Origin of the sequence: Novosphingobium resinovorum, from assembly GCF_036352595.1 — a bacterium.
Taxonomy (GTDB): domain Bacteria; phylum Pseudomonadota; class Alphaproteobacteria; order Sphingomonadales; family Sphingomonadaceae; genus Novosphingobium; species Novosphingobium resinovorum_B.
This window is the reverse complement of record NZ_JAZFAX010000005.1, coordinates 217,927-236,153: the sequence shown is the minus strand read 5'-3', so window position 1 is coordinate 236,153 and position 18,227 is coordinate 217,927. Positions and strand designations below refer to the sequence as shown.

Here is an 18,227-nt window from a genome sequence, read left to right as displayed (position 1 = left end):
CAAGCCAATGCTCGAGATCCCGCTGCCAATCCTCTTCCATCGCCAGCCTCCATCAAAGCTGGCTCCCTATGAATCACGCATTTCCCCTGCAGGGAATCCCGAAAATCACAATTCTGCCAAAGTAGTGCTAGGCCCCTTCGGAGGCCTCGGGCGCGGGTTCTTCGGCAGGCGGCGTCGGTGCCAGCGGGCTGGGCTGGTCCACCGAGCGCCCGGTCGAATCCTGCAGCCTGTTGGGCTCCAGCATCGCCGCCGTCTCCAGCAGGTCGAGCGCCTTCTGCACAGCCTCGTAGCGGCGCGCGTCGATGATCCAGGTGTCTGCGGCTTCGGCGCCGGGCAGGCGCTGGACTTCGCCGACGGCCGAATCGATGCGCCGGGCGGTGAGCATCAGCCGGGCGCGCTCGATCCGTGCGGCGGGGTTGGCCAGGGCCGCCGAATCATGCCGCACGACGAACAGCGAGCCGATCTCGTGGCGGGCACGGTCCCACAGGCTGAGCTTGGCATCGGTCACCGTCAGTTCGGGGGAGAGCGCTTCGAGGCGGGCGCTGAGGGCATCGATGGTGACGGGGTTGGCGGCGAAGTCCACCACCGTCTGCACCGCGCGCGGCTGGGCGTTCATGAACCGCAGCCGCAACTGGTCGGCGACGTAGCCGAGTGGCTCGCCCCGGTCGACCATGCGGCGGGCGGCGAAGGCGATCAGCAGCCCCTCGGCGCGGCCCGCGTTGCCGGCGGCGGCGTCGGTCTGGAAGTCGATGCGCGAGATGCGATCCTCGATCATCGCGAGGCGACCCTCGACCGTGGCGATCTGCGACATCTGCGCCGCCGGCGCGGGAGAGGGCTGCGGAGCCGGGGCGATCGCCTGCGTCATGGTGGCGGGGGCGTTGAGTACGGCCGGCAGGTAGCCGCGTATCGCCAGCCAGCCGACCAGCACGGCGCCGATCACGAAGGCAATGAGGGCGACGAACAGCGTCATGCCTGCGGAGCGCCCGCGGGACGTGGTGGAGTCGGCCGGCGGCGGGATGTCCTGCATCAAGTCCCTATGTCGTGGCGGTTATCATGCTGAGCCGGCTTCTTGGCACATCTCCCGCGCCAAGGCCAGCAATGCGGCGTCGTCAGGGTTATCGGCGGACCGCAGCGCCCGCCAGCCGGTTCCGGCGCGCGCGGCGACGCGCGGACCGATGGCGGCGAGGCGCAGGTTCCGGCGGACGATCCCGGCCTCGTCGCAGAGTGCCGCGAAGCGGGCCGCGGCCTCTGCGGAGTGGAGCAGGACGAGGGCCCGATCATCCAGCAGCGGGCGCAGTCCGGCGGGTGTCGGCAGCGCTTCGCTGGCGTAGACCTCGCGGGTGACGACGGTGACGTCCTCCGGCACGTCGAGCGCCACCCGCTCGCGCCCGGCGAGGCGCAGCAGGCGTCGATGGCCGGGCCGGAGCATGGCGAGCAGGTTCTGCAACCCGCCCGCACCGGTGGCGGCGACCGCCAGCCCGGCATCGCGCGCGGCCCGGGCGGTGGTATCGCCGACGCAATAGGCGGGCAGGCCGCGATAGTCCGCCAGCGCCGTTCCGGCATGGCGCAGGGCGTTGGCACTGCCGAGCAGGAGCGCGTCGATGGCTCCGCGCGCGAGCGGCTCCCATGTGAGGGCGCGCACCGCGAACAGCGGGAAGGCCAGCGCTTCGAACCCTCGTTCACGCGCTGCCGCCAGGGTGGCCGAGGCACCGGGTTCGGGGCGCAGGATCAGCAGCACTCAGGCGCCTCGCGTGGTGGCGGGGGCTTCGACAAGCTCAGCCTGAGCGGAATTTAAAGGCTTGCTCTCAACCCGCTCGGGCTGAGCTTGTCGAAGCCCCGGCCGGGCGCACTCGCCCCGGCCGTCATGCACCGCTGAAATGCACCGTGATGGCGGGAACCGCGCGGGCGAGCAGGTCTGCCGCCAGCCGCCCCGGACCTTCCGCGTCGTCAGCGGGGAACCGCGCCTCACCCGTAACGTGCTCGGCGCCATCGGGGCTGTAGAGCGCGGCGCGCATGACGAGATGGCCGCCCTCGTTGCGGGTCAGCACCGCGATCGGGCTGTGGCAGTTGCCGCCGAGGCCCGCCAGCAGCGCCCGCTCCGCGAGCACTTGCGCGCGGCTGGGCGCGTCGTCCACGGCGGCGAGGAAAGCGCGGGTGCGTTCGTCGTCGGCGCGGCACTCGATCATGATCGCGGCCTGCGCCGGGGCGGGCAGCCAGTCCTCGGCGGCGAGCGGGTGGCCGGTGCCGGTCTCGCCGAGCCGCACGAGGCCCGCCCGCGCCAGGAACGTCGCGTCGGCCTCCCCCGCCGCCAGCTTGGCGAGGCGGGTGGCGACGTTGCCGCGGAAGGTCACCACCTTGCAGTCGGGCCGGGCGTGGAGGAGCTGCGCGGCGCGGCGCGGCGCGCTGGTGCCGACGACGGCGCCGGGCGGCAACGCGGCGATGCTTTCCGCGCCCACCAGCACGTCGCGCACGTCTTCACGCGGGAGGATGGCGCCGATCGTGAAGGCCTCAGGGCGGATCGTCTCGACGTCCTTGGCCGAGTGGACCGCGAAGTCGATCTCGCCGCTCGCCAGCCAGGCGTCGAGTTCCTTGGTCCACAGCGCCTTGCCGCCGATTTCGGCGAGCGCGCGGTCCTGGATGCGATCGCCGCTGGCGGTGACGGCAACGATCTCTATATGCGCCGGATCGATTCCGTGCGCCTGGGCGAGCCGGTCTCGCGCCTCATGGGCCTGCGCCATCGCCAGCGGCGAACGGCGTGTGCCCAATTTGTAACGCTCAGGGCGGAAGGTCTGGTCTTGTTTATCGTTGGTCATCGGCGGCTTGTGCTACCGGGCATTGTCGTTCAGGGGAAGGCCGGATGAGCATAGTTCTCGGCATTGAATCCTCGTGCGACGAGACGGCGGCGGCGCTGGTCACCGACGGCAGGGTGATCCTCGCCCAGCGCATCGCCTCGCAGGACGAAGAGCACCGCCCCTTCGGCGGCGTCGTGCCCGAGATCGCCGCGCGCGCCCATGCCGAGCGGCTTGCCCCGCTGATCGAGGCGACGCTGGCCGATGCCGGGATGACGCTCGATCAGGTGGACGCGATCGCCGCGACCGCCGGGCCTGGGCTGATCGGCGGGGTCATGGTCGGCCTCGTCACCGCCAAGGCGCTGGCGATGGCCGCCGACAAGCCGCTGATCGCGGTCAACCATCTCGAAGGGCACGCCCTGTCGCCGCGCCTTGCCGATGCCAGCCTAGCCTATCCCTACCTGCTGCTGCTCGTCTCGGGCGGGCACTGCCAGATTCTGCTGGTCGAGGACGTGGGCCAGTTCCGCCGCCTCGGCACAACCATCGACGACGCGCTGGGCGAGGCTTTCGACAAGTCCGCCAAGGTCCTCGGCCTCGGCTATCCCGGCGGCCCGGCGCTGGAGCGGCTGGCGCTTCAGGGCGATGCGAAGAAAGTGCCGCTGCCGCGCCCGCTCAAGGGTTCGGCCGAGCCGCACTTCTCCTTCGCCGGGCTCAAGAGCGCGGTGCTGCGGGCGAAGCAGTCGGGCGAGTACACCGATGCCGACATCGCCGCCTCGTTCCAGCAGGCCGCGATCGACTGCCTGATCGACCGCACCCGCCGGGCGCTCGCCAAGTGCGGGCCGGTGAACGCGCTCGTCGTCGCGGGCGGCGTCGCGGCGAACAAGGCGATCCGCGGCGCGCTGGAAGCGCTGGCGGCAAGCCATTCGCTGCCTTTCATCGCACCGCCGCTTAGCCTGTGTACGGACAATGCGGCGATGATCGCCTGGGCCGGTGTGGAGCGGTTCGAACGCGGGCAGTCCGACCCCCTCGACGTGGCGGCGCGCCCGCGCTGGCCGCTCGATCCGGAGGCCGAGGCGGTACGCGGTGCGGGAGTGAAGGCATGAGCGCGAAGATCGGTGTTATCGGCGCAGGCGCATGGGGCACGGCGCTGGCGCAGGCCTTCGCCGGTTCCAGTGGGGAGGGGGGGGGCAGCGACGTCCTGCTCTGGGCGCGCGAGACCGAATTGGTCGAGGAGATCAACCGCGACCGCCGCAACGGCCTCTACCTGCCGAGCGCCACGCTGGCGCCGACCATTCGCGCTACCAGCGACCTTGCCGAATTCGCCGCGCTGCCCGCGCTGCTGGTGGTCGTGCCCGCGCAGTTCCTCGCCTCGGTGATCGCGGGCCTGCCTGCAGGCGACCGGGATCTCGTGCTTTGTGCCAAGGGTATCGAGGCCGGAACCGGCCGCCTTATGGCCGACGTCGCCGCGAGCGCCTGCGCGCCCGAGCGGCTGGCGGTGCTCTCCGGGCCCACGTTTGCGCACGAAGTCGCTGCCGGGCTGCCGACCGCCGTGACGCTCGCCTGCGGTGGCGGGCGTGCGCAGTGGGACCGGCTGGCGCCGCTGCTCGCCCGCCCGGCGCTGCGGCCTTATTATTCCGATGACGTCGTCGGCGCCGAGATCGGCGGTGCGGTCAAGAACGTGCTCGCCATTGCCTGCGGTGTGGTCGAGGGTTTGAACCTCGGCCAGAACGCCCGCGCGGCGCTGATCGCGCGCGGCTATGCCGAAATGCTGCGCTTCGGGCTGGCCAGGGGCGCCCGCGCGGAGACGCTGTCGGGCCTGTGCGGCCTTGGCGATCTGGTGCTGACCTGCTCCTCCACCTCCAGTCGCAACTTCTCGCTCGGTCTCGCGCTGGGCAAGGGGCTGACCGCCGCCGAGGCGCTGTCGGGCAAGAACAGCGTCGCTGAAGGCGCGGCGACCGCACCGGTGCTCGCCGACCTCGCCCGCCGTGACGGCATCCAGATGCCCATCGTCGAGGCGGTCGAGCGGCTGCTGAAGGGTGAGGCTCCGGCGAGCGCGGTCGTGAGCGATCTCCTGTCGCGCCCGCTGCGCGACGAGCAGGAGCCTGCTTCTTGAGTACGCCCTACGGCGATCCCGCCCACGCACCGCAAGGCGACAAGGAGCGCGACGACATCGCCGCTCTCGCCAAGGGCGGGCGCACCAACCTGTTCGGATTCTTCCTGCGGCTCGCCGCGCGCATCCCGTTCCTGTTCATCGCCGGGCGCGCCGCGTCCTACGGACCGGCCGCGCTGGGCCGCTTCGCCTCGGCGCTGGTGCTGATCGAGCTGACCTCGATGCTCTGCACAATGGGCGAGAAGCGCGGGCTGGCGCAGCGGCTGTCAGAGACGGAGGGGCAGGTGCGGCCTGCCAACGTGATCGCCGACGGCTCGATCCTCGCGATCATCGCCAGTTGCACCGCCGCCCTGCTGTTCTGGTTCGTGCCGGGCGTGCTGTTCCCGGGTGGCCATTACACGCAGATCGACCGCTTGATGGTGATCGCGCTGCCGCCTTTCACGATGACCGAGATCTGGCTGGCCGCGCTCGCCTATCGTCTGCGGGTGACGCCGACGGTGTGGTCGCGTGCGATCGTGGAGCCTTGGACGATCTCGATCATGGCGGGCGCGATGATCTGGCTGGCGCCCGAGAGCGGGCTGTCCATCGCCTATATCGCCTCGATCTATGCCGCCGCGATCACCGCGTTCATCCCGTTCTTCCGCGAATACGGCCTGCCGCGCGGGTGGAAGCCCCGGCCCGGCGCGATGCGCAAGCTGGCCTTGCGCTCGCTGCCGATCGCACTGGCCGACGCCATCGAGTGGGGCACCCGGCGCGTCGACATCTTCCTGCTCGGCTTCCTTGCCCCGGCCTCGGCGGTCGGCGTCTATTACGCCGCGCAGCAGGTCGCGAGCCTGCCGCAGAAGCTCAAGACCAGCTTCGAGCCGGTGCTCGGCCCGGTGATCACGCGCAACCTGAAGGAAAAGGACTATGCCGCGATCGCCCGGCAGGTCTGTCAGGTGGGCTTCTGGATCACCGCCTCGCAAGCCGGGATCGCACTGGCGCTGGGCATTCCCGGTAACGGCGTGATGGGCCTCGTCGGACGCGAGTTCGTCGGCGGCACCGGGGCGCTGGCCTTCCTGCTCGCCGCCGAAGTGGTTGCCGCGACCGCCGTAGTGAGCGAGGCGGCGCTGATCTACGTCGCGCGGCTGCGCAACTTGTGGGTCTCGATCGGGACCATCGCGCTGCAGGCGGCGCTGACGCTCTTCGGCATCCTGCTGATGCAGCGGCTCGGCTTCAATCCGCTGTTCCAGGCGGCGGCTGCCGCCTGCGCGCTGATGCTGGCGCTGGGGCTGTCCTCGATCGTCAAGTCGGTGATGCTCTCGCGCATTCTCAGGGAACCGATCAACAACTGGCGCTGGGCGCTGGTCTGGGCTGCCGCTCCGGCCGTGGTCATCGGTTTCCTCGCGGTGCGCTTCCTGCCCGAGTGGGCGGCGCTGGCCTTCGGGATCCCGGCGATCCTGGGTTCCTACTTCCTCGTGATCTGGAAGAAGGCGTTCGGTCCGGAGGATCGCCGCCTGTTCCAGAAGGCCAAGAAGATCGAAACCGAACTGCCCGGCTGACAGTGTCGCCGCGAACCTCTAGGCTGCCTGCATGAACCCTCGCCGCGCATCGATGATCGTCGCCGGAGCCGCGCTGTGCCTCGTCCTGTCCTTCGGCATGACGCGGGCGGGCGGGGCGACGTTCATCGACGACCTGAAGGCCAAGGCCGGCGCCGCGCGCGACGCCGCCGGGGGCAGGGGAGTGACCATCACCTTTCGTGACCGCTACGGTTGGCTGACGCGCCATCCGGTGCTCTCTGGCGGGCGCGACCTTGCGCCCCAGACCCGCCAGCGCGTCGCCGCCGCGGTGGCCGCCGTGCCGGGCATCGCTGGCGTCAGCTGGGCGCGGGACGGCGATGCGCAGGCGGTCTCGGCGCACTGCCAGGACGACGTCGAGCGCATCCTCGAAACCCGCACCATCCGCTTCGGCGAGGCCAGCACGCGCCTCGAACCGTCGAGCGAGCGGCTGCTGGGCGAAGTGGCGCGCTCGCTGCGGCCTTGCGTGGGCAGCATCATCGCGGTGACCGGGCATACCGACGCCTCGGGCAACCAGAAGGTCAATGTCGCGCTCTCGCAGGCGCGGGCGGAGGCGGTGCGTTCGGCGCTGATCGCGCGTGGCATCCCGGCGACCAACTTGCGTGCGGCGGGGCTGGGTTCGGCGCGGCCGATCGAGGGGCTCGACCCGCTCGATCCTGCCAATCGCCGCATCGAGTTCTCGGTGCTCTACACCGCGCCGGTCAAGCCGACCCCGATCGATACTCCGGGCCCGGAATGATGGTGCCCGCAATGATGGCTTTCAGGGACTAGGAAAGGACGCTGCCTTGCCGCTATGGCTCGAAATGGCCGTCTCGGTGCTGCTGTCCTACGGGATCGGCTTCGGCATCGGCTGGCTGGTATGGAATCGCAGGAAGGTGAACTGACGTGCTGGAAATGGTTCAGGCGAACTGGCTGGTCTTCATCGTCGCGCTGCTGGTGGGCGTCGTCGTCGCCTACTGGGTCTTCGTCCACGGCTCGAAGCCGGCGCGGCGCGAACATCGGCCCGACGTGCTCGACGAGGGGGCGGCCCCGGCGCAGCGCAACCAGGCGCTGATCGACGATGCGCCGCCCGCCGCGCGATATCACATCGATCCTCCGGCGATGGCGGGCACGATGGCGGGCATCGGCGAGGTCATCGCCGTCGCCGCGCAGGAAGAGGTGGACGAGGCACGCGGCACGGCCGACGACCCTCCGCAGACGATCGCCGCCGAGCCCGATCCCACCCCGGCGCCGCCCGCTCCCCCGATCGCGGAGACCGCCGAGGGTGACGTGGCGGCGGACGACCTGCGCAGGATCAAGGGCCTTGGCCCCAAGATGCTGACGCTGCTGCATTCGCTCGGCATCACGAGCTATGCGCAGATCGCCGCGTGGAGCGATGCCGATCTCGATGCCCTCGACGGCAAGCTGGGCGCCTTCGCCGGTCGCCCGCGCCGCGACAGCTGGGTGGAGCAGGCCAGGTTGCTGTCGAGCGGTGATACCGGCGCCTACGAGGCGCAGTTCGGCAAGCTCTGACGCGCGTGGCGGGCCGGCGCTAGCGGCTCGCCATCTCGACCACGGCGCGGGCGATCGAGACGAGTTCGGCCTCGCGGTTGACGGCGGCCTTCTGGAAGATCGTGCGCAACTGGCTCGATACCGTCTGCGCGCTGACCCCGCGCATCCTGGCGATGTCCTGGCGGGAATGCCCCTGGGCGAGCAGGGCGACGATCTCGCCCTCGGCGCGGGTCAGTTCGAGCGCGGCGGAGAGGCGCGCGCCCTGGTCCCCGGCCAGGCCGGCGGGGGCCTTGAGCGTGACGATCACGCTGGGCGCGAAGCCGAAGTTCCAGTCCTGCCGGGGCAGGGCGCAGATCTCCACCAGCAGCGGGCCATGGACGGAGCGCAGCCAGATCTCGCTCGGCATAGCCCGCCGGCTGGCGAGCGCCAGCCCGATCCGGGCCTGAAGCTGGCGGTCGAGATCGGGCCGGGCCGCGCGCAGGGCGCCGCCGCGCACTTGCAGGGTGTCGGGCGCCAGCAGCTTTTCCGCCGTGCTCGTCACCGAACGGACCCGCCCCACCGCATCGAGCATGATCGCGGCGGTGCGCAGCGCATCGAGCGAACCATGCAGCAGTTCGGCGCCCTGATGCTCGATCGCGCTCTGCAGGCGGATCGCCGCCATCACTTGCGGGGATACGTCGAGCAGGGCCTGGCGCTGGGTTTCGGTGGTGCGACCATCGCTGGCCGAGTGCAGGGCGGCGAGGCCGAAGAAACTTGTGGGGCCGCTGTCGAGCACGATCTGGGCACCGTGTTCGGAATCCAGCTTGCGGACATGTTCCATATAGGCGTCGTTGGTGGCGATCGCCCGCACTGTGTCGTAGTGTTGTTCCCAGATCAGTTCGTAAGGTTTTCCGGATGCGGCGACGCGGTAGTTCACCTCAGGCCGGTGGCCTTCGATCGCCTCGAATTCCTCGATGTAACCTTCCCAGGTGTCGGTTACCCGGTTGAACAGCGTATGATGCTCACCGATCGCGATCAGTTGCGCACGACTCGAGCCCGTCGCGCTGGCGAGAGCCCTGAGTGCGCCGTCCCAGCCGGCCTGTTCAAATGGAGCGCGTGCGAAGAGCGCCCCCAGTTCCTCGATTCGAATGGTCCTGCCCCCCGACTGCGACCGGAGAACAATGTGAACCTCACGTCAACTTTGCGCAAGCCCATGTAATTCAGTGGGATCGGCGGCCGGATACCACGATCGTGGTATGCGCCGAATCGCGGCTTGCGGCATCTTCGAACTGCGACCCGAAGGATCGGTTTTTGTGTGCGATCCTTTATTCCTGCCCGGAGCCTGCCTACAGGCTCCGGGTCTTCTTTTTCAGGCCGAAAGGTGCGCCCGGCTCTTCATCAGCGGCTGGATGCGCGTGCCGAAGTTCTCCACCCCTTCCACGAAGTCGTCGAAGGTCAGCAGGACGCCGCCGGTTCCGGGCACTTCCGCCATCTCGTCCAGCATCCGCGCCACGCTTTCGTAGCTGCCGACGAGGGTGCCCATGTTGATGTTCACCGCGCCTTCGGGGGCGGCGAGCTGGCGCACGTTGGTGTCGGTGTTGACGGTGTCCTTGGCGCCTTGGTCGGCCAGCCAGGCGATCGCGTCGATATCGACCCCGTCGTTGTAGAGCTGCCATCTGGCCTGCGCCTCCTCGTCGGTCTCGGCGGCGATGACCATGACGAGGACGAAGACCTGCACGTCACGCCCGGTCTCGGCGGTGAACTTCGCCAGGCGCGTATTGTTGAAGGCGAAGGCGGTGGGTGTGTTGACGCCCTTGCCGAGGCAGAAGGCATAGTCCGCCCACTTGGCCGAAAAGGCGAGGCCGGCGTCGGAGGAGCCGGCGCAGATGATCTTCATGTCGCCTTCGGGCGTCGGCCGCACGAGGCAGTCGTCCATCGTGTAGTGCTCGCCCTTGAAGTCGGAGCGGCCGGTCTCCCACAGCTCGCGCAGGATGCGGGCGTATTCGTCGAGCACCTGGTAGCGGTTGCGGAAGTGCTCCTCGCCCGGCCACAGGCCCATCTGGGTGTATTCCGGCGGCTGCCAGCCGGTGATGAGGTTGAGCCCGAAGCGGCCGTGGCTGATCGAATCGATGGTGTTGCACATGCGCGCGGCGAAGGCGGGCGGGATGATGAGGGTGGGGCAGGTGGCGAAGATCTTGATCTTCTCGGTCACCGCCGCAAGGCCGGACATCAGGGTGAAGCTTTCCAGCCCGTATTCCCAGAACTCGCTCTTGCCGCCGAAGCCGCGCAGCTTGATCATCGAGAGCAGGAAGTCGAGCCCGTGCTTCTCCGCCCGCAGCGCGATCTCCTTGTTGAGATCGAAGCTGGGCATGTACTGCGGCGAAGTCGTGCTGATGAGCCAGCCGTTGTTGTTGATGGGGACGAAAACACCGACTTGCATGGCTCAGGACTCCAGGAATGCGCTCACGAGGTGGTCGAACCCCGCCGGATCGGTGACGTTGCAGGCGTGGCCGCCCCAGCCGAAGGTGGCGATTTCGGCATGGGGGATCGGCGCGGCGAGGTCGAGCGAGGCGGCGTACGGGACCAGGAAATCGTCACGCGTGGCGATCACCAGGACGGGGCCGAGCCGCGCCAGCCGTTCAGGCGAGGGGGCATAGGCGCGCACGGCGGCGATGCGCTTTTCCATCGTTTCGGCGCCGGGGAAGGCGGCGAGGTGATGCGCCAGTTCCGCCTCCAGTTCGGCGTCATGCGCGGCGATCCACTCGGGCGGATAGAGGAACAGCGGCTGCGCGCGCAGGAACGGCTCCACCCCCGCCCCGTTTTCACCGGCGCGCAGCAGGGCCAGGCGCGCGTCGAAGCAGCGGCGGGTGTGCGGCGACAGGGTGCGCCAGCCGTTGACGACCACCAGCCGGTCGATCCGGTCGGAGGCGAGCGCGGTCTCGATGCCGATCATGCCGCCCAGCGCGTGGCCGATGAAGTGCGCGCGTTCGATCTCCAGCGCGTCCATCAGCGCGATCACGTCCTGCGCCATGTCCTCGATCGAGGTGGTCGGGGGCAGGGCGCGGTCGCTGCGGCCGGTGCCGCGCTGGTCGTAGGTGAGGACGCGGTGGCTGCGGGCGAGTGCGGCGAGGTTGGGCGTCCAGTAGGCCCCCGCCCCGCCGAGTCCGCTCGACAGGATCAGCGTGGGGGCGTCCTGCGGTCCGTGGAATTCGTAGTGGAGGCCTTCAGCCAATGTGCGCCACCGAGGCGATCTCGACCAGGCATTCGGGTTTCACGAGATCGCACTTGATGCAGTAGCGCGCCGGCTTGTCGCCGGGGAAGTATTCGGCATAGACCGCGTTGAAGGCGGCGTAGTCGGCCATGTCCTTGAGGAAGATGTGGTTCATGGCGACGTCGGCCATGGTGCCGCCGGCGGCTTCGACGGTCGTCTTGATCGCCTCCAGCACATGCCGCGTCTGCGCCGCCGCGTCGCCGGGATAGAGCACCAGCCCGCCTTGCCCGAGCGCCAGCATGCCCGAGACGTAGAGCACGCTGCCCGATCCGCCGGCGGCCTTGGCCCCGGCCGAATAGGGCGCGATCGGCGTGGGGAACTGGGGCGGGTTCACGGCTTCGAAGGGCATTCGCGACTTACTCCTTGGGGGGAAGCTGGCTCACGGCGGTGCGGAAATCGGCGACGGTGCTGACCCAGCCGAAGAACTTCTCGACGTTGTAGACCGTGGCCTCCTTGATGAAGTCCGGGCCCAGGTGATGCGTCGCATCCTCCAGCAGCACGCCGAAGTATTCGAGGTGGAAGCCGTCGCGCAGGGTCGATTCGACGCAGACGTTGGTGGCGATGCCGGTGAACACCAGCGTGCGGATGCCGCGTGCGCGCAGGACGGAATCGAGCTGCGAGTTGAAGAAGGCCGAATAGCGCGGCTTGTGGACCCGAAGGTCGCCTTCCTGCGGGGAGAGCGCATCGACCAGTTCGTAGTCCCATCCACCGCGCGCCAGGAACTTGCCGGACAGCTCCGGCCGTGCCCGCATGGTCTTGAGGGCGTTGGACTTGTGCCAGTTGGGCGAGAGCGGGGTGCCGGCCTCGACATAGTCGGCGTCCCAGCCGTTCTGCAGGAACACCACGGTCATCCCGGCGGCGCGGGCGGTGCCGAGCACTTCGGCGATGTGGCCGATGGTGGCGGCGGCAGGGCCGACGTCGAAGCCGGCCTCATCCACGTAGCCGCCCCGGGAGGCATAGGCGTTCTGCATGTCGACCACGATCACCGCCGTGGTCGCAGGATCGAGGCGGATGGCCTCGGGCCGCGCAGGCAGCACTGCGGAGGAATGGGAACCGGGGGACGGATCGACGATGGGCTCGCTCACCCCCGTACTATTGTGCAGGTGCTAAGGGTGGTCAAGGGCGGTTGGCGGAACCGTTATCTTCAGCAGGCGCGCGTTCCGGCCGAGCCGCGCGTTTCCTGCGGACGCACGCCCAGCAGCCGTTCGAGCGCCGCGCCGAAGCCGGCGTTGCGCTGCCGGTTGGTCGCCTGGATGCGGTTGACGTCGAGCCCGCCGGTCAGCAGCACGCCGAACTCGCCCTTGCCGACCCAGCGCACTTGCGCCTGCAGGTCCGCCTGGCCGGGCAGCGAGACGCGCAGCATCTCGCCCATGCTGGGCAGCAGCGTGCGCGAGGCGATGCACATGCCGCCGGGCGAGACGTTGCGCACGATCACGTCCTCTCCGGTGCGGCCCTCGCCGCCGATCACCGCGCGGATCAGGGTGCGCACGCGCGGGGCACGGTGCGGGCGCTCAGGGGTTGCGGCGGTCTCGTCCGAGGAAGGGGCGGCCCGGCGCGCCAGCGCCCTGAGCCATTCCGGTCGCTCACTGCTCGCGAAGTCGTCGATGTCCGTCATGCGGTCGGCTACCTCTTTGTCCCCCGTCGGTGGGTAACGGCGCGCGCGAGCGGCTCGGGCGCGTTGAACCGGAGGCGCGGCGATGGGGGGTACAGGCGGTACGCCATCCGGTTCGCCGCCCATTTTGCAGCCGCGCGGTTCCCGGATGGTTAACAAATCCCTTACGTAACATGCCTTGTGAAAACGATTGAATTTGCCTTTTGCGCGCGACCGGCCATGCGCAAGGGGCGCATAAGGTGCCAATACCCGGTTGCTAAATCTGCAATTTGGTCTCGGCCCTCTTGTCGCGATGCAATAAAACCTGACATGACAAGGCAGCATGCTCCGCCAGTACGAACTCGTCGAACGCGTCAAGGAATACGCGCCGGAGGCCGATGAGGCCCTCCTCAACCGTGCCTACGTCTATACCGTGCAGAAGCACGGCACCCAGAAGCGCGCCAGTGGCGACCCCTATTTCAGCCACCCGGTCGAAGTCGCCGGCCTGATGACCGAGCTGAAGCTCGACCAGCAGACGATCATCACCGCGCTGCTCCACGACACGGTGGAGGATACCCTCGCCACCATCGAGGAGATCGACAAGCTGTTCGGCCCCGACGTGGCGCGGCTGGTGGACGGCGTCACCAAGCTCTCCAAGATCGAGGTGATGACCGAGAGCGAGCGCGCGGCCGAAAACCTGCGCAAGTTCCTGCTGGCGATGAGCGAGGACTTGCGCGTCCTCCTCGTCAAGCTCGCCGACCGGCTGCACAACATGCGCACGCTCCACTTCATCAAGAAGGAGGACAAGCGCCGCCGCATCGCCCGCGAGACCATGGACATCTACGCCCCGCTGGCGGAGCGCGTGGGCATGTACGAGTACATGCGCGAGATGCAACTGCTCGCCTTCGAGCAGCTCGAGCCCGAGGCCTATGCCACGATCACCGGCCGCCTCGCGCAGATCCGCAGCGAGGAGGGCGGCCAGGTCGATGCCATCGCGCTGTCGATCAAGCAGGTGCTGGCCGAGGCGGGCCTCAACGTCGAGGTTTCGGGCCGCGAGAAGCACCCCTACTCGATCTGGCGCAAGATGGCCGAGCGCCACGTCAACTTCGAGCAGATCACCGACATCATGGCCTTCCGCGTCCTGACCGACAGCGTGGACGACTGCTATCGCGCGCTCGGCGTGCTGCATCAGGCCTGGCAGATGATCCCGGGGCGCTTCAAGGACTACATCTCGACGCCCAAGTCGAACGGCTACCAGTCGCTGCACACCGCGCTGATCTTCGAGCGCTCGATGCGCATGGAAGTGCAGATCCGCACGCAGGATATGCACCGGCTCAACGAGTTCGGCCTTGCCGCGCACTGGGCCTACAAGCAGGGCGGCGTCCGGCCCGACGGGCAGGTCGGCTGGCTGCGCGACCTGATCGAGATCGTCGATGCCAGCCACGATGCCGAGGAACTGCTCGAGAACACCAAGATGGCGATCTACCAGGATCGCATCTTCGCCTTCACCCCCAAGGGCGCGCTGTTCCAGCTGCCCCGGGGCTCGACGGCGGTGGACTTCGCCTATGCCGTCCACACCAACCTCGGCAATGCCACCGTCGGGGTGAAGATCAACGGGCGCCATGTGCCCCTGCGCACGCAGCTGTCCAACGGCGACGTGGTGGAGATCATCAAGAGCACCACTTCCGAACCGCAGCTCCCCTGGCTCGGCTTCGTCGTCTCGGGCAAGGCGCGCGCCGCGATCCGCCGCGCGGTCCGGGCCAAGGAGCGCGCCGAAGTGGCCGAGATCGGCGGCAAGCTCTATGACGAGATCGCCGGCCGCCTGCCGCAGCGCGTCGGCAAGAAGGCGCTGGTCCACGCGGTCGAGCGGCTGGACCTGCGCGACGAGGAAGACCTGATGTTCGCGATCGGCTCGGGCCGCGTGTCCGACCGGCAGCTGATGGAGGCGCTGGTTCCGGGCAGCACTTCGGAACTGCCCGAAGAGCCCGAATGGACCCGCGGCGAACGGGCGATCTCGATCCGCGGCCTGACGCCGGGCGTCGGCTTCGAACTCGCCGAATGCTGCCACCCGGTCCCCGGCGATCGCATCGTCGGCCTGCGCCGCCCCGACCACAAGGTCGAGGTCCATTCGATCGACTGCATGACGCTGGCCAGCGGCATCGATGCCGACTGGCTGGACCTTTCGTGGGGCGAGCGCACCACCGGCGCGGTCGGCCGCCTGCGGCTGGTGCTCTACAACCGCCCCGGCACGCTGGCCGAAGTCACGCAGATCCTTGCCAGCAACCGCGCCAACGTCACCAACCTGCAGATGACCCAGCGCGACGAGCCTTTCGGCACGTACGAGGTGGACCTCGAGGTTTCCGACCTCGCCCACCTCACCCGCATCGCCGGGGCCCTGCGCGCCAGCGAGGCCGTGGCCGACGCCGAACGCATCTGATCCCCCACCCGGCCGCCCATCGGCAGTATCCTGTGGTGGGCAGGGGTGGGGGAGCGGGTCAGTGCCGCTTCAAAAATGCCCGCCTGGGCATTTTTCAAACAGTCTCTCAGAAGTTCAGCGTGACTTCGACCTCGTCCCCTTCGCCGATCGCCTCGGCCTTGCGCACCGAAGCTTTGACCGGCAGCAGCCAGCCGCCGTCAGACTTGCTCGGGAACACCGAGGTCGCGAATGCGGTGTCGCCGATCCGCGCCTTGACCTTGAGCGAGCCGAACCCGCGCGCGGTTCCTTCCAGCCTGCGCATGACGGCGGTGCCCGACAGCGCTTCTCCCGCCGCGCCGTCGATGGTCAGGAAATGCCAGCTGCCGCCGTTCGCGCCGCCCGTCCAGCGCCACAGCCGGCCGCTGTGGCTGAGGTGCTCCTCGTAGAGGCTCACGGCCGGGCCGCCCGGATCGGCACCGGGACGTTGCAGATGTCCACGCCGCCGGCGGGCTGGATGTAGAAGTCGTCCTTCCGGTTGGCGCGCTTGTCGGCATAGGCGGCGAAGCTGGCGCTGTCGGTGGAGAGGTATTCGTAGGCGGGCAGCCCCGGCACGTCGCTGCCCATGCGCACCGAGACGATCGGCGTGCGCTCCTGCGGCGTCTCGTAGAAGCCCAGCGGCCCGGTCCCGCGCGGCAGCGAGGAGAGGTGCTCCATCCCGGCGATGATCCGCCCGACGAGCGCGATGTTGCGGTCCAGCTGGCGCGGTGCCTGCCCGATGACGGTGTAGAGTTCCGCTCCGGTCCCGGTATCGGGCGAGAGATTGCGCCCGACGCCGACCATGCCGTAGCAGTGGACGGGCCACGCCGCCTTCTTGTCTGCCGCCACGGGCCAGCCGGTCTCGAACCCGGTCCGAAGGGCATAGGCATCCCCGCCGCCACTGGCTTTCAGTGCCGACCTCGCGGCGACGTATGCGCTTTCCGGCACCTTGGCCAAGCCTGCCGGCAGCGGCTTGGCCTTGTCCGGCGTCTCGCCATCCGGGTCGCCCCACTGCACGACATAGTTGTCCTGCACCCGCACCACCGCGGTCCCGTCGAACCAGCGTGCGGCGACGAGCTTGCGGATGTTGCTAGTCCAACCTTGCGAGAACGGGGCGGGGATGAGCTGGATCACCACCCGGCGCGCGCGGCCTTGCGTACCGGGCGTCAGATCCATGACCACGAGGTCTTCGGGCGCGATCCGCTTCCAGTCGGAAGCCGGGGCGGCATCGACGACGTCACCGGGCGTCAGCGGCTTGTCCGAGGCGGCCAGCGAAGGCGCGGCGAGGGCGGCAAGCGACAGGGCGGAAAAGAAAGTGCGCATGAAGGCTTCATGCCATCACCACACCGCTTGCGAAACCCCGCGCGCCGCGCTAGGGGCCAGCGCCTTACCAGTGCATGCGGAGCGGTGGCCGAGTGGTCGAAGGCGCTCGCCTGGAAAGTGAGTATACGCCAAAAGCGTATCGAGGGTTCGAATCCCTCCCGCTCCGCCAGCAGGTAGTCTGCTAACCTCCATAAACGTCTGATTTCAGCCATTTTTGGGCGCCTCGGCGCGCGTGTTGTGTCTGCCATTGTCCCTATTTGTTCTCATGCAGCGGCTCTGCCATATGGCATGATCTATGGTACGCGATTCGGGGAATATGGTATGGGCGCGCTGAGCGACGCGAAGGTTCGCAACGCTAAGGGCACCGGCGAGGCATACAAGCTTTCGGACGGTGAGCAGCTATATCTGCACGTCTCGGCCGTGGGCGGCCGGGCTTGGCGGATGAACTACCAATTCGGCCGCAATCCGAAGGGGAAGCCCATCCAAAAGACGCTGACGATCGGCCGCTATCCGGCGATCTCGCTGAAGGATGCTCGCGAAGCGCGGGACCGGGCCAAGGAATTGCTGGCAAAGGGCATCGAGCCTCGACCCATAGATTTGTTCGATCGCGCTCCGGCCGAGGCAGACACAAGGCCGACGTTCAAGGAAGTGGGCGAGGCGTGGCACAAGCTGCAGAAGGGCCGGTGGTCGAAGGTCCACGCCGAAGACGTATCCGACTGCCTCGAAAAATCGGTGTATCCATTGATCGGGCAGAAGGCGATCGAGGACATTGAGGCTCCGGAGGTCCTGGGGCTTTTGCAGCGTATCGTCGACACCGGCGCAATCGAGACGGCGCATCGGACGCGGCAGCGGATCAGCGCCATCTTCGTCTATGGCATCGCCAAGGGGCAGGTCTCGCGGGACCCTGCCGCCAGCCTCGCCATCGCCCTTCCGAGGAAACCGAAGGCCAAGCCTCAACCGGCGATCACAGATCTAGAGGCCCTTCGGCAGATGCTGGTCTGCGCGGAAGCCGAACGGTGCCGGGCACAGACCAAGCTTGCGCTGCGGTTGCTCGCTCTGACAGCAGTGCGTCCGAACGAACTGCATGCCGCTCGATGGGATGAATTCGAGGATCTCGATGGGGAGGCGCCGCTATGGCGAATTCCGGCTCATCGCATGAAGGGGGACGCCGACAGGAAAGGCGACGAGGCCGGGGACCACCTTGTGCCGCTGGCGGCGCCGGCGGTGTCCGTGCTGAAGGCGATGACGCCGCTGACCGGAGATATCGAACTCGTCTTCCCGTCCGATCGGCATGCCCACCGGCCAATGAGCGAGAATACTCTGCGCGCGCTTTTGATCCGGGCGGGGTATTACCAGCGCCACGTTCCCCACGGTTTCCGATCGGCCTTCTCGACGATCATGAACGAGAGGGTGGAACGGGCGTGGAAGGCGGCGGGACACACCGGAGCTTCGCCCGATCGCGCGATCATCGACTTGATGCTAGCGCACGTGCCTGCGAACAAGGTGGAGGGAGCCTACAACCGCGCGGCCTACCTGCCGCGCCGGCGCGAGATCGCGGAGGAATGGGCCAATCTGCTGTTGGCCGACATGTGGCCAGCGGCGATGCACATGGGCCAGCCCATGCGGTTTGCGGCGACCGGGCCGGGTAAGCCCGGTCGCTGACAG

General features: G+C 68.6%; 18 protein-coding genes and 1 tRNA gene. 8 read left to right on the top strand and 11 right to left on the bottom strand.

The genetic code is table 11. The features are described from left to right. Positions 1–127 precede the first annotated feature (127 nt). The 3 genes from V2S85_RS07665 to hemC form a co-directional block, all read right to left on the bottom strand. Positions 128–1,027 carry a hypothetical protein gene (locus V2S85_RS07665; protein WP_330702266.1) on the bottom strand — a complete coding sequence of 300 codons (900 nt, stop codon included), beginning with the start codon at positions 1,025–1,027 and terminating at the stop codon, positions 128–130. A gap of 24 nt (positions 1,028–1,051) precedes the next feature. Continuing rightward, entirely contained in the window at positions 1,052–1,738 is a 687-nt protein-coding gene (locus V2S85_RS07660; protein WP_330702265.1) for a uroporphyrinogen-III synthase, read from the bottom strand. A gap of 124 nt (positions 1,739–1,862) precedes the next feature. Then, positions 1,863–2,813: a hydroxymethylbilane synthase gene (gene hemC, locus V2S85_RS07655; RefSeq protein WP_330702264.1), complete on the bottom strand. Its 951-nt coding sequence runs from the start codon at positions 2,811–2,813 to the stop codon at positions 1,863–1,865. Positions 2,814–2,857: 44 nt separating this feature from the next. On the opposite strand from hemC, the gene tsaD reads away from it, so the two are divergent. The 5 genes from tsaD (at position 2,858) to V2S85_RS07630 (ending at position 7,967) form a co-directional block, all read left to right on the top strand. Beyond that, entirely contained in the window at positions 2,858–3,892 is a 1,035-nt protein-coding gene (gene tsaD, locus V2S85_RS07650) for a tRNA (adenosine(37)-N6)-threonylcarbamoyltransferase complex transferase subunit TsaD (RefSeq protein WP_330702263.1), read from the top strand. After that, complete coding sequence (locus V2S85_RS07645; RefSeq protein ID WP_330702262.1) at positions 3,889–4,902, top strand: NAD(P)H-dependent glycerol-3-phosphate dehydrogenase; 1,014 nt, start codon at positions 3,889–3,891, stop codon at positions 4,900–4,902. Before tsaD ends, V2S85_RS07645 begins: the two co-directional genes overlap by 4 nt. Continuing rightward, a complete protein-coding gene (locus V2S85_RS07640) occupies positions 4,899–6,440 on the top strand; it encodes a lipopolysaccharide biosynthesis protein (RefSeq protein WP_330702261.1) in 1,542 nt (513 codons plus the stop codon). Before V2S85_RS07645 ends, V2S85_RS07640 begins: the two co-directional genes overlap by 4 nt. Positions 6,441–6,471: 31 nt before the next feature. Then, positions 6,472–7,194 carry an OmpA family protein gene (locus V2S85_RS07635; protein WP_330702260.1) on the top strand — a complete coding sequence of 241 codons (723 nt, stop codon included), beginning with the start codon at positions 6,472–6,474 and terminating at the stop codon, positions 7,192–7,194. A 155-nt stretch (positions 7,195–7,349) separates the two neighbouring features. Next, positions 7,350–7,967, top strand: a complete 618-nt coding sequence (locus tag V2S85_RS07630) for a hypothetical protein (protein ID WP_330702275.1) — start codon at positions 7,350–7,352, stop codon at positions 7,965–7,967. 19 nt (positions 7,968–7,986) lie between these two features. Here V2S85_RS07630 and V2S85_RS07625 read toward each other — a convergent pair whose 3' ends face one another. From V2S85_RS07625 to V2S85_RS07600, 6 genes are all read right to left on the bottom strand, one after another. Then, on the bottom strand, positions 7,987–8,862 hold the full coding sequence (locus tag V2S85_RS07625) for a helix-turn-helix transcriptional regulator (protein WP_330702259.1): 876 nt from the start codon (positions 8,860–8,862) through the stop codon (positions 7,987–7,989). A gap of 432 nt (positions 8,863–9,294) precedes the next feature. Next, entirely contained in the window at positions 9,295–10,365 is a 1,071-nt protein-coding gene (gene rutA / locus V2S85_RS07620; protein ID WP_330702258.1) for a pyrimidine utilization protein A, read from the bottom strand. Between the two features lie 3 nt (positions 10,366–10,368). Next, complete coding sequence (rutD, locus tag V2S85_RS07615; RefSeq protein ID WP_330702257.1) at positions 10,369–11,157, bottom strand: pyrimidine utilization protein D; 789 nt, start codon at positions 11,155–11,157, stop codon at positions 10,369–10,371. Further along, on the bottom strand, positions 11,150–11,545 hold the full coding sequence (rutC, locus tag V2S85_RS07610; RefSeq protein ID WP_330702256.1) for a pyrimidine utilization protein C: 396 nt from the start codon (positions 11,543–11,545) through the stop codon (positions 11,150–11,152). The genes rutD and rutC overlap by 8 nt, the downstream gene beginning before the upstream one ends. Before the next feature lie 7 nt (positions 11,546–11,552). Beyond that, on the bottom strand, positions 11,553–12,281 hold the full coding sequence (rutB, locus tag V2S85_RS07605) for a pyrimidine utilization protein B (protein ID WP_330702255.1): 729 nt from the start codon (positions 12,279–12,281) through the stop codon (positions 11,553–11,555). Positions 12,282–12,340: 59 nt separating this feature from the next. Continuing rightward, complete coding sequence (locus V2S85_RS07600; protein ID WP_330702254.1) at positions 12,341–12,811, bottom strand: PilZ domain-containing protein; 471 nt, start codon at positions 12,809–12,811, stop codon at positions 12,341–12,343. Between the two features lie 319 nt (positions 12,812–13,130). Between V2S85_RS07600 and V2S85_RS07595 the strand changes: the two genes are divergently transcribed. Then, entirely contained in the window at positions 13,131–15,224 is a 2,094-nt protein-coding gene (locus tag V2S85_RS07595; protein WP_330702253.1) for a bifunctional (p)ppGpp synthetase/guanosine-3',5'-bis(diphosphate) 3'-pyrophosphohydrolase, read from the top strand. Positions 15,225–15,330: 106 nt separating this feature from the next. Here the strand turns inward: V2S85_RS07595 and V2S85_RS07590 are convergent, their stop codons facing one another. Continuing rightward, positions 15,331–15,657 (bottom strand): DUF1905 domain-containing protein, encoded by a 327-nt coding sequence (locus tag V2S85_RS07590; protein ID WP_330702252.1) that lies wholly within the window; start codon positions 15,655–15,657, stop codon positions 15,331–15,333. After that, positions 15,654–16,562, bottom strand: a complete 909-nt coding sequence (locus tag V2S85_RS07585) for a peptidylprolyl isomerase (RefSeq protein WP_330702251.1) — start codon at positions 16,560–16,562, stop codon at positions 15,654–15,656. The genes V2S85_RS07590 and V2S85_RS07585 overlap by 4 nt, the downstream gene beginning before the upstream one ends. Positions 16,563–16,640: 78 nt before the next feature. On the opposite strand from V2S85_RS07585, the gene V2S85_RS07580 reads away from it, so the two are divergent. Then, positions 16,641–16,731 (top strand) — tRNA-Ser (locus V2S85_RS07580). Positions 16,732–16,883: 152 nt separating this feature from the next. Next, positions 16,884–18,224 carry a tyrosine-type recombinase/integrase gene (locus V2S85_RS07575; protein WP_330702250.1) on the top strand — a complete coding sequence of 447 codons (1,341 nt, stop codon included), beginning with the start codon at positions 16,884–16,886 and terminating at the stop codon, positions 18,222–18,224. Positions 18,225–18,227: the final 3 nt, after the last annotated feature.

Coding starts and splice junctions, on each gene's coding strand:
- V2S85_RS07665 (WP_330702266.1), bottom strand. CDS start 1,027: ATGCAGGACATCCCGCCGCCGGCCGACTCCACCACGTCCCGCGGGCGC.
- hemC (WP_330702264.1), bottom strand. CDS start 2,813: ATGACCAACGATAAACAAGACCAGACCTTCCGCCCTGAGCGTTACAAA.
- tsaD (WP_330702263.1), top strand. CDS start 2,858: ATGAGCATAGTTCTCGGCATTGAATCCTCGTGCGACGAGACGGCGGCG.
- V2S85_RS07645 (WP_330702262.1), top strand. CDS start 3,889: ATGAGCGCGAAGATCGGTGTTATCGGCGCAGGCGCATGGGGCACGGCG.
- V2S85_RS07635 (WP_330702260.1), top strand. CDS start 6,472: ATGAACCCTCGCCGCGCATCGATGATCGTCGCCGGAGCCGCGCTGTGC.
- V2S85_RS07630 (WP_330702275.1), top strand. CDS start 7,350: ATGGTTCAGGCGAACTGGCTGGTCTTCATCGTCGCGCTGCTGGTGGGC.
- rutA (WP_330702258.1), bottom strand. CDS start 10,365: ATGCAAGTCGGTGTTTTCGTCCCCATCAACAACAACGGCTGGCTCATC.
- rutC (WP_330702256.1), bottom strand. CDS start 11,545: ATGCCCTTCGAAGCCGTGAACCCGCCCCAGTTCCCCACGCCGATCGCG.
- V2S85_RS07600 (WP_330702254.1), bottom strand. CDS start 12,811: ATGACGGACATCGACGACTTCGCGAGCAGTGAGCGACCGGAATGGCTC.
- V2S85_RS07595 (WP_330702253.1), top strand. CDS start 13,131: ATGCTCCGCCAGTACGAACTCGTCGAACGCGTCAAGGAATACGCGCCG.
- V2S85_RS07585 (WP_330702251.1), bottom strand. CDS start 16,562: ATGCGCACTTTCTTTTCCGCCCTGTCGCTTGCCGCCCTCGCCGCGCCT.
- V2S85_RS07575 (WP_330702250.1), top strand. CDS start 16,884: ATGGGCGCGCTGAGCGACGCGAAGGTTCGCAACGCTAAGGGCACCGGC.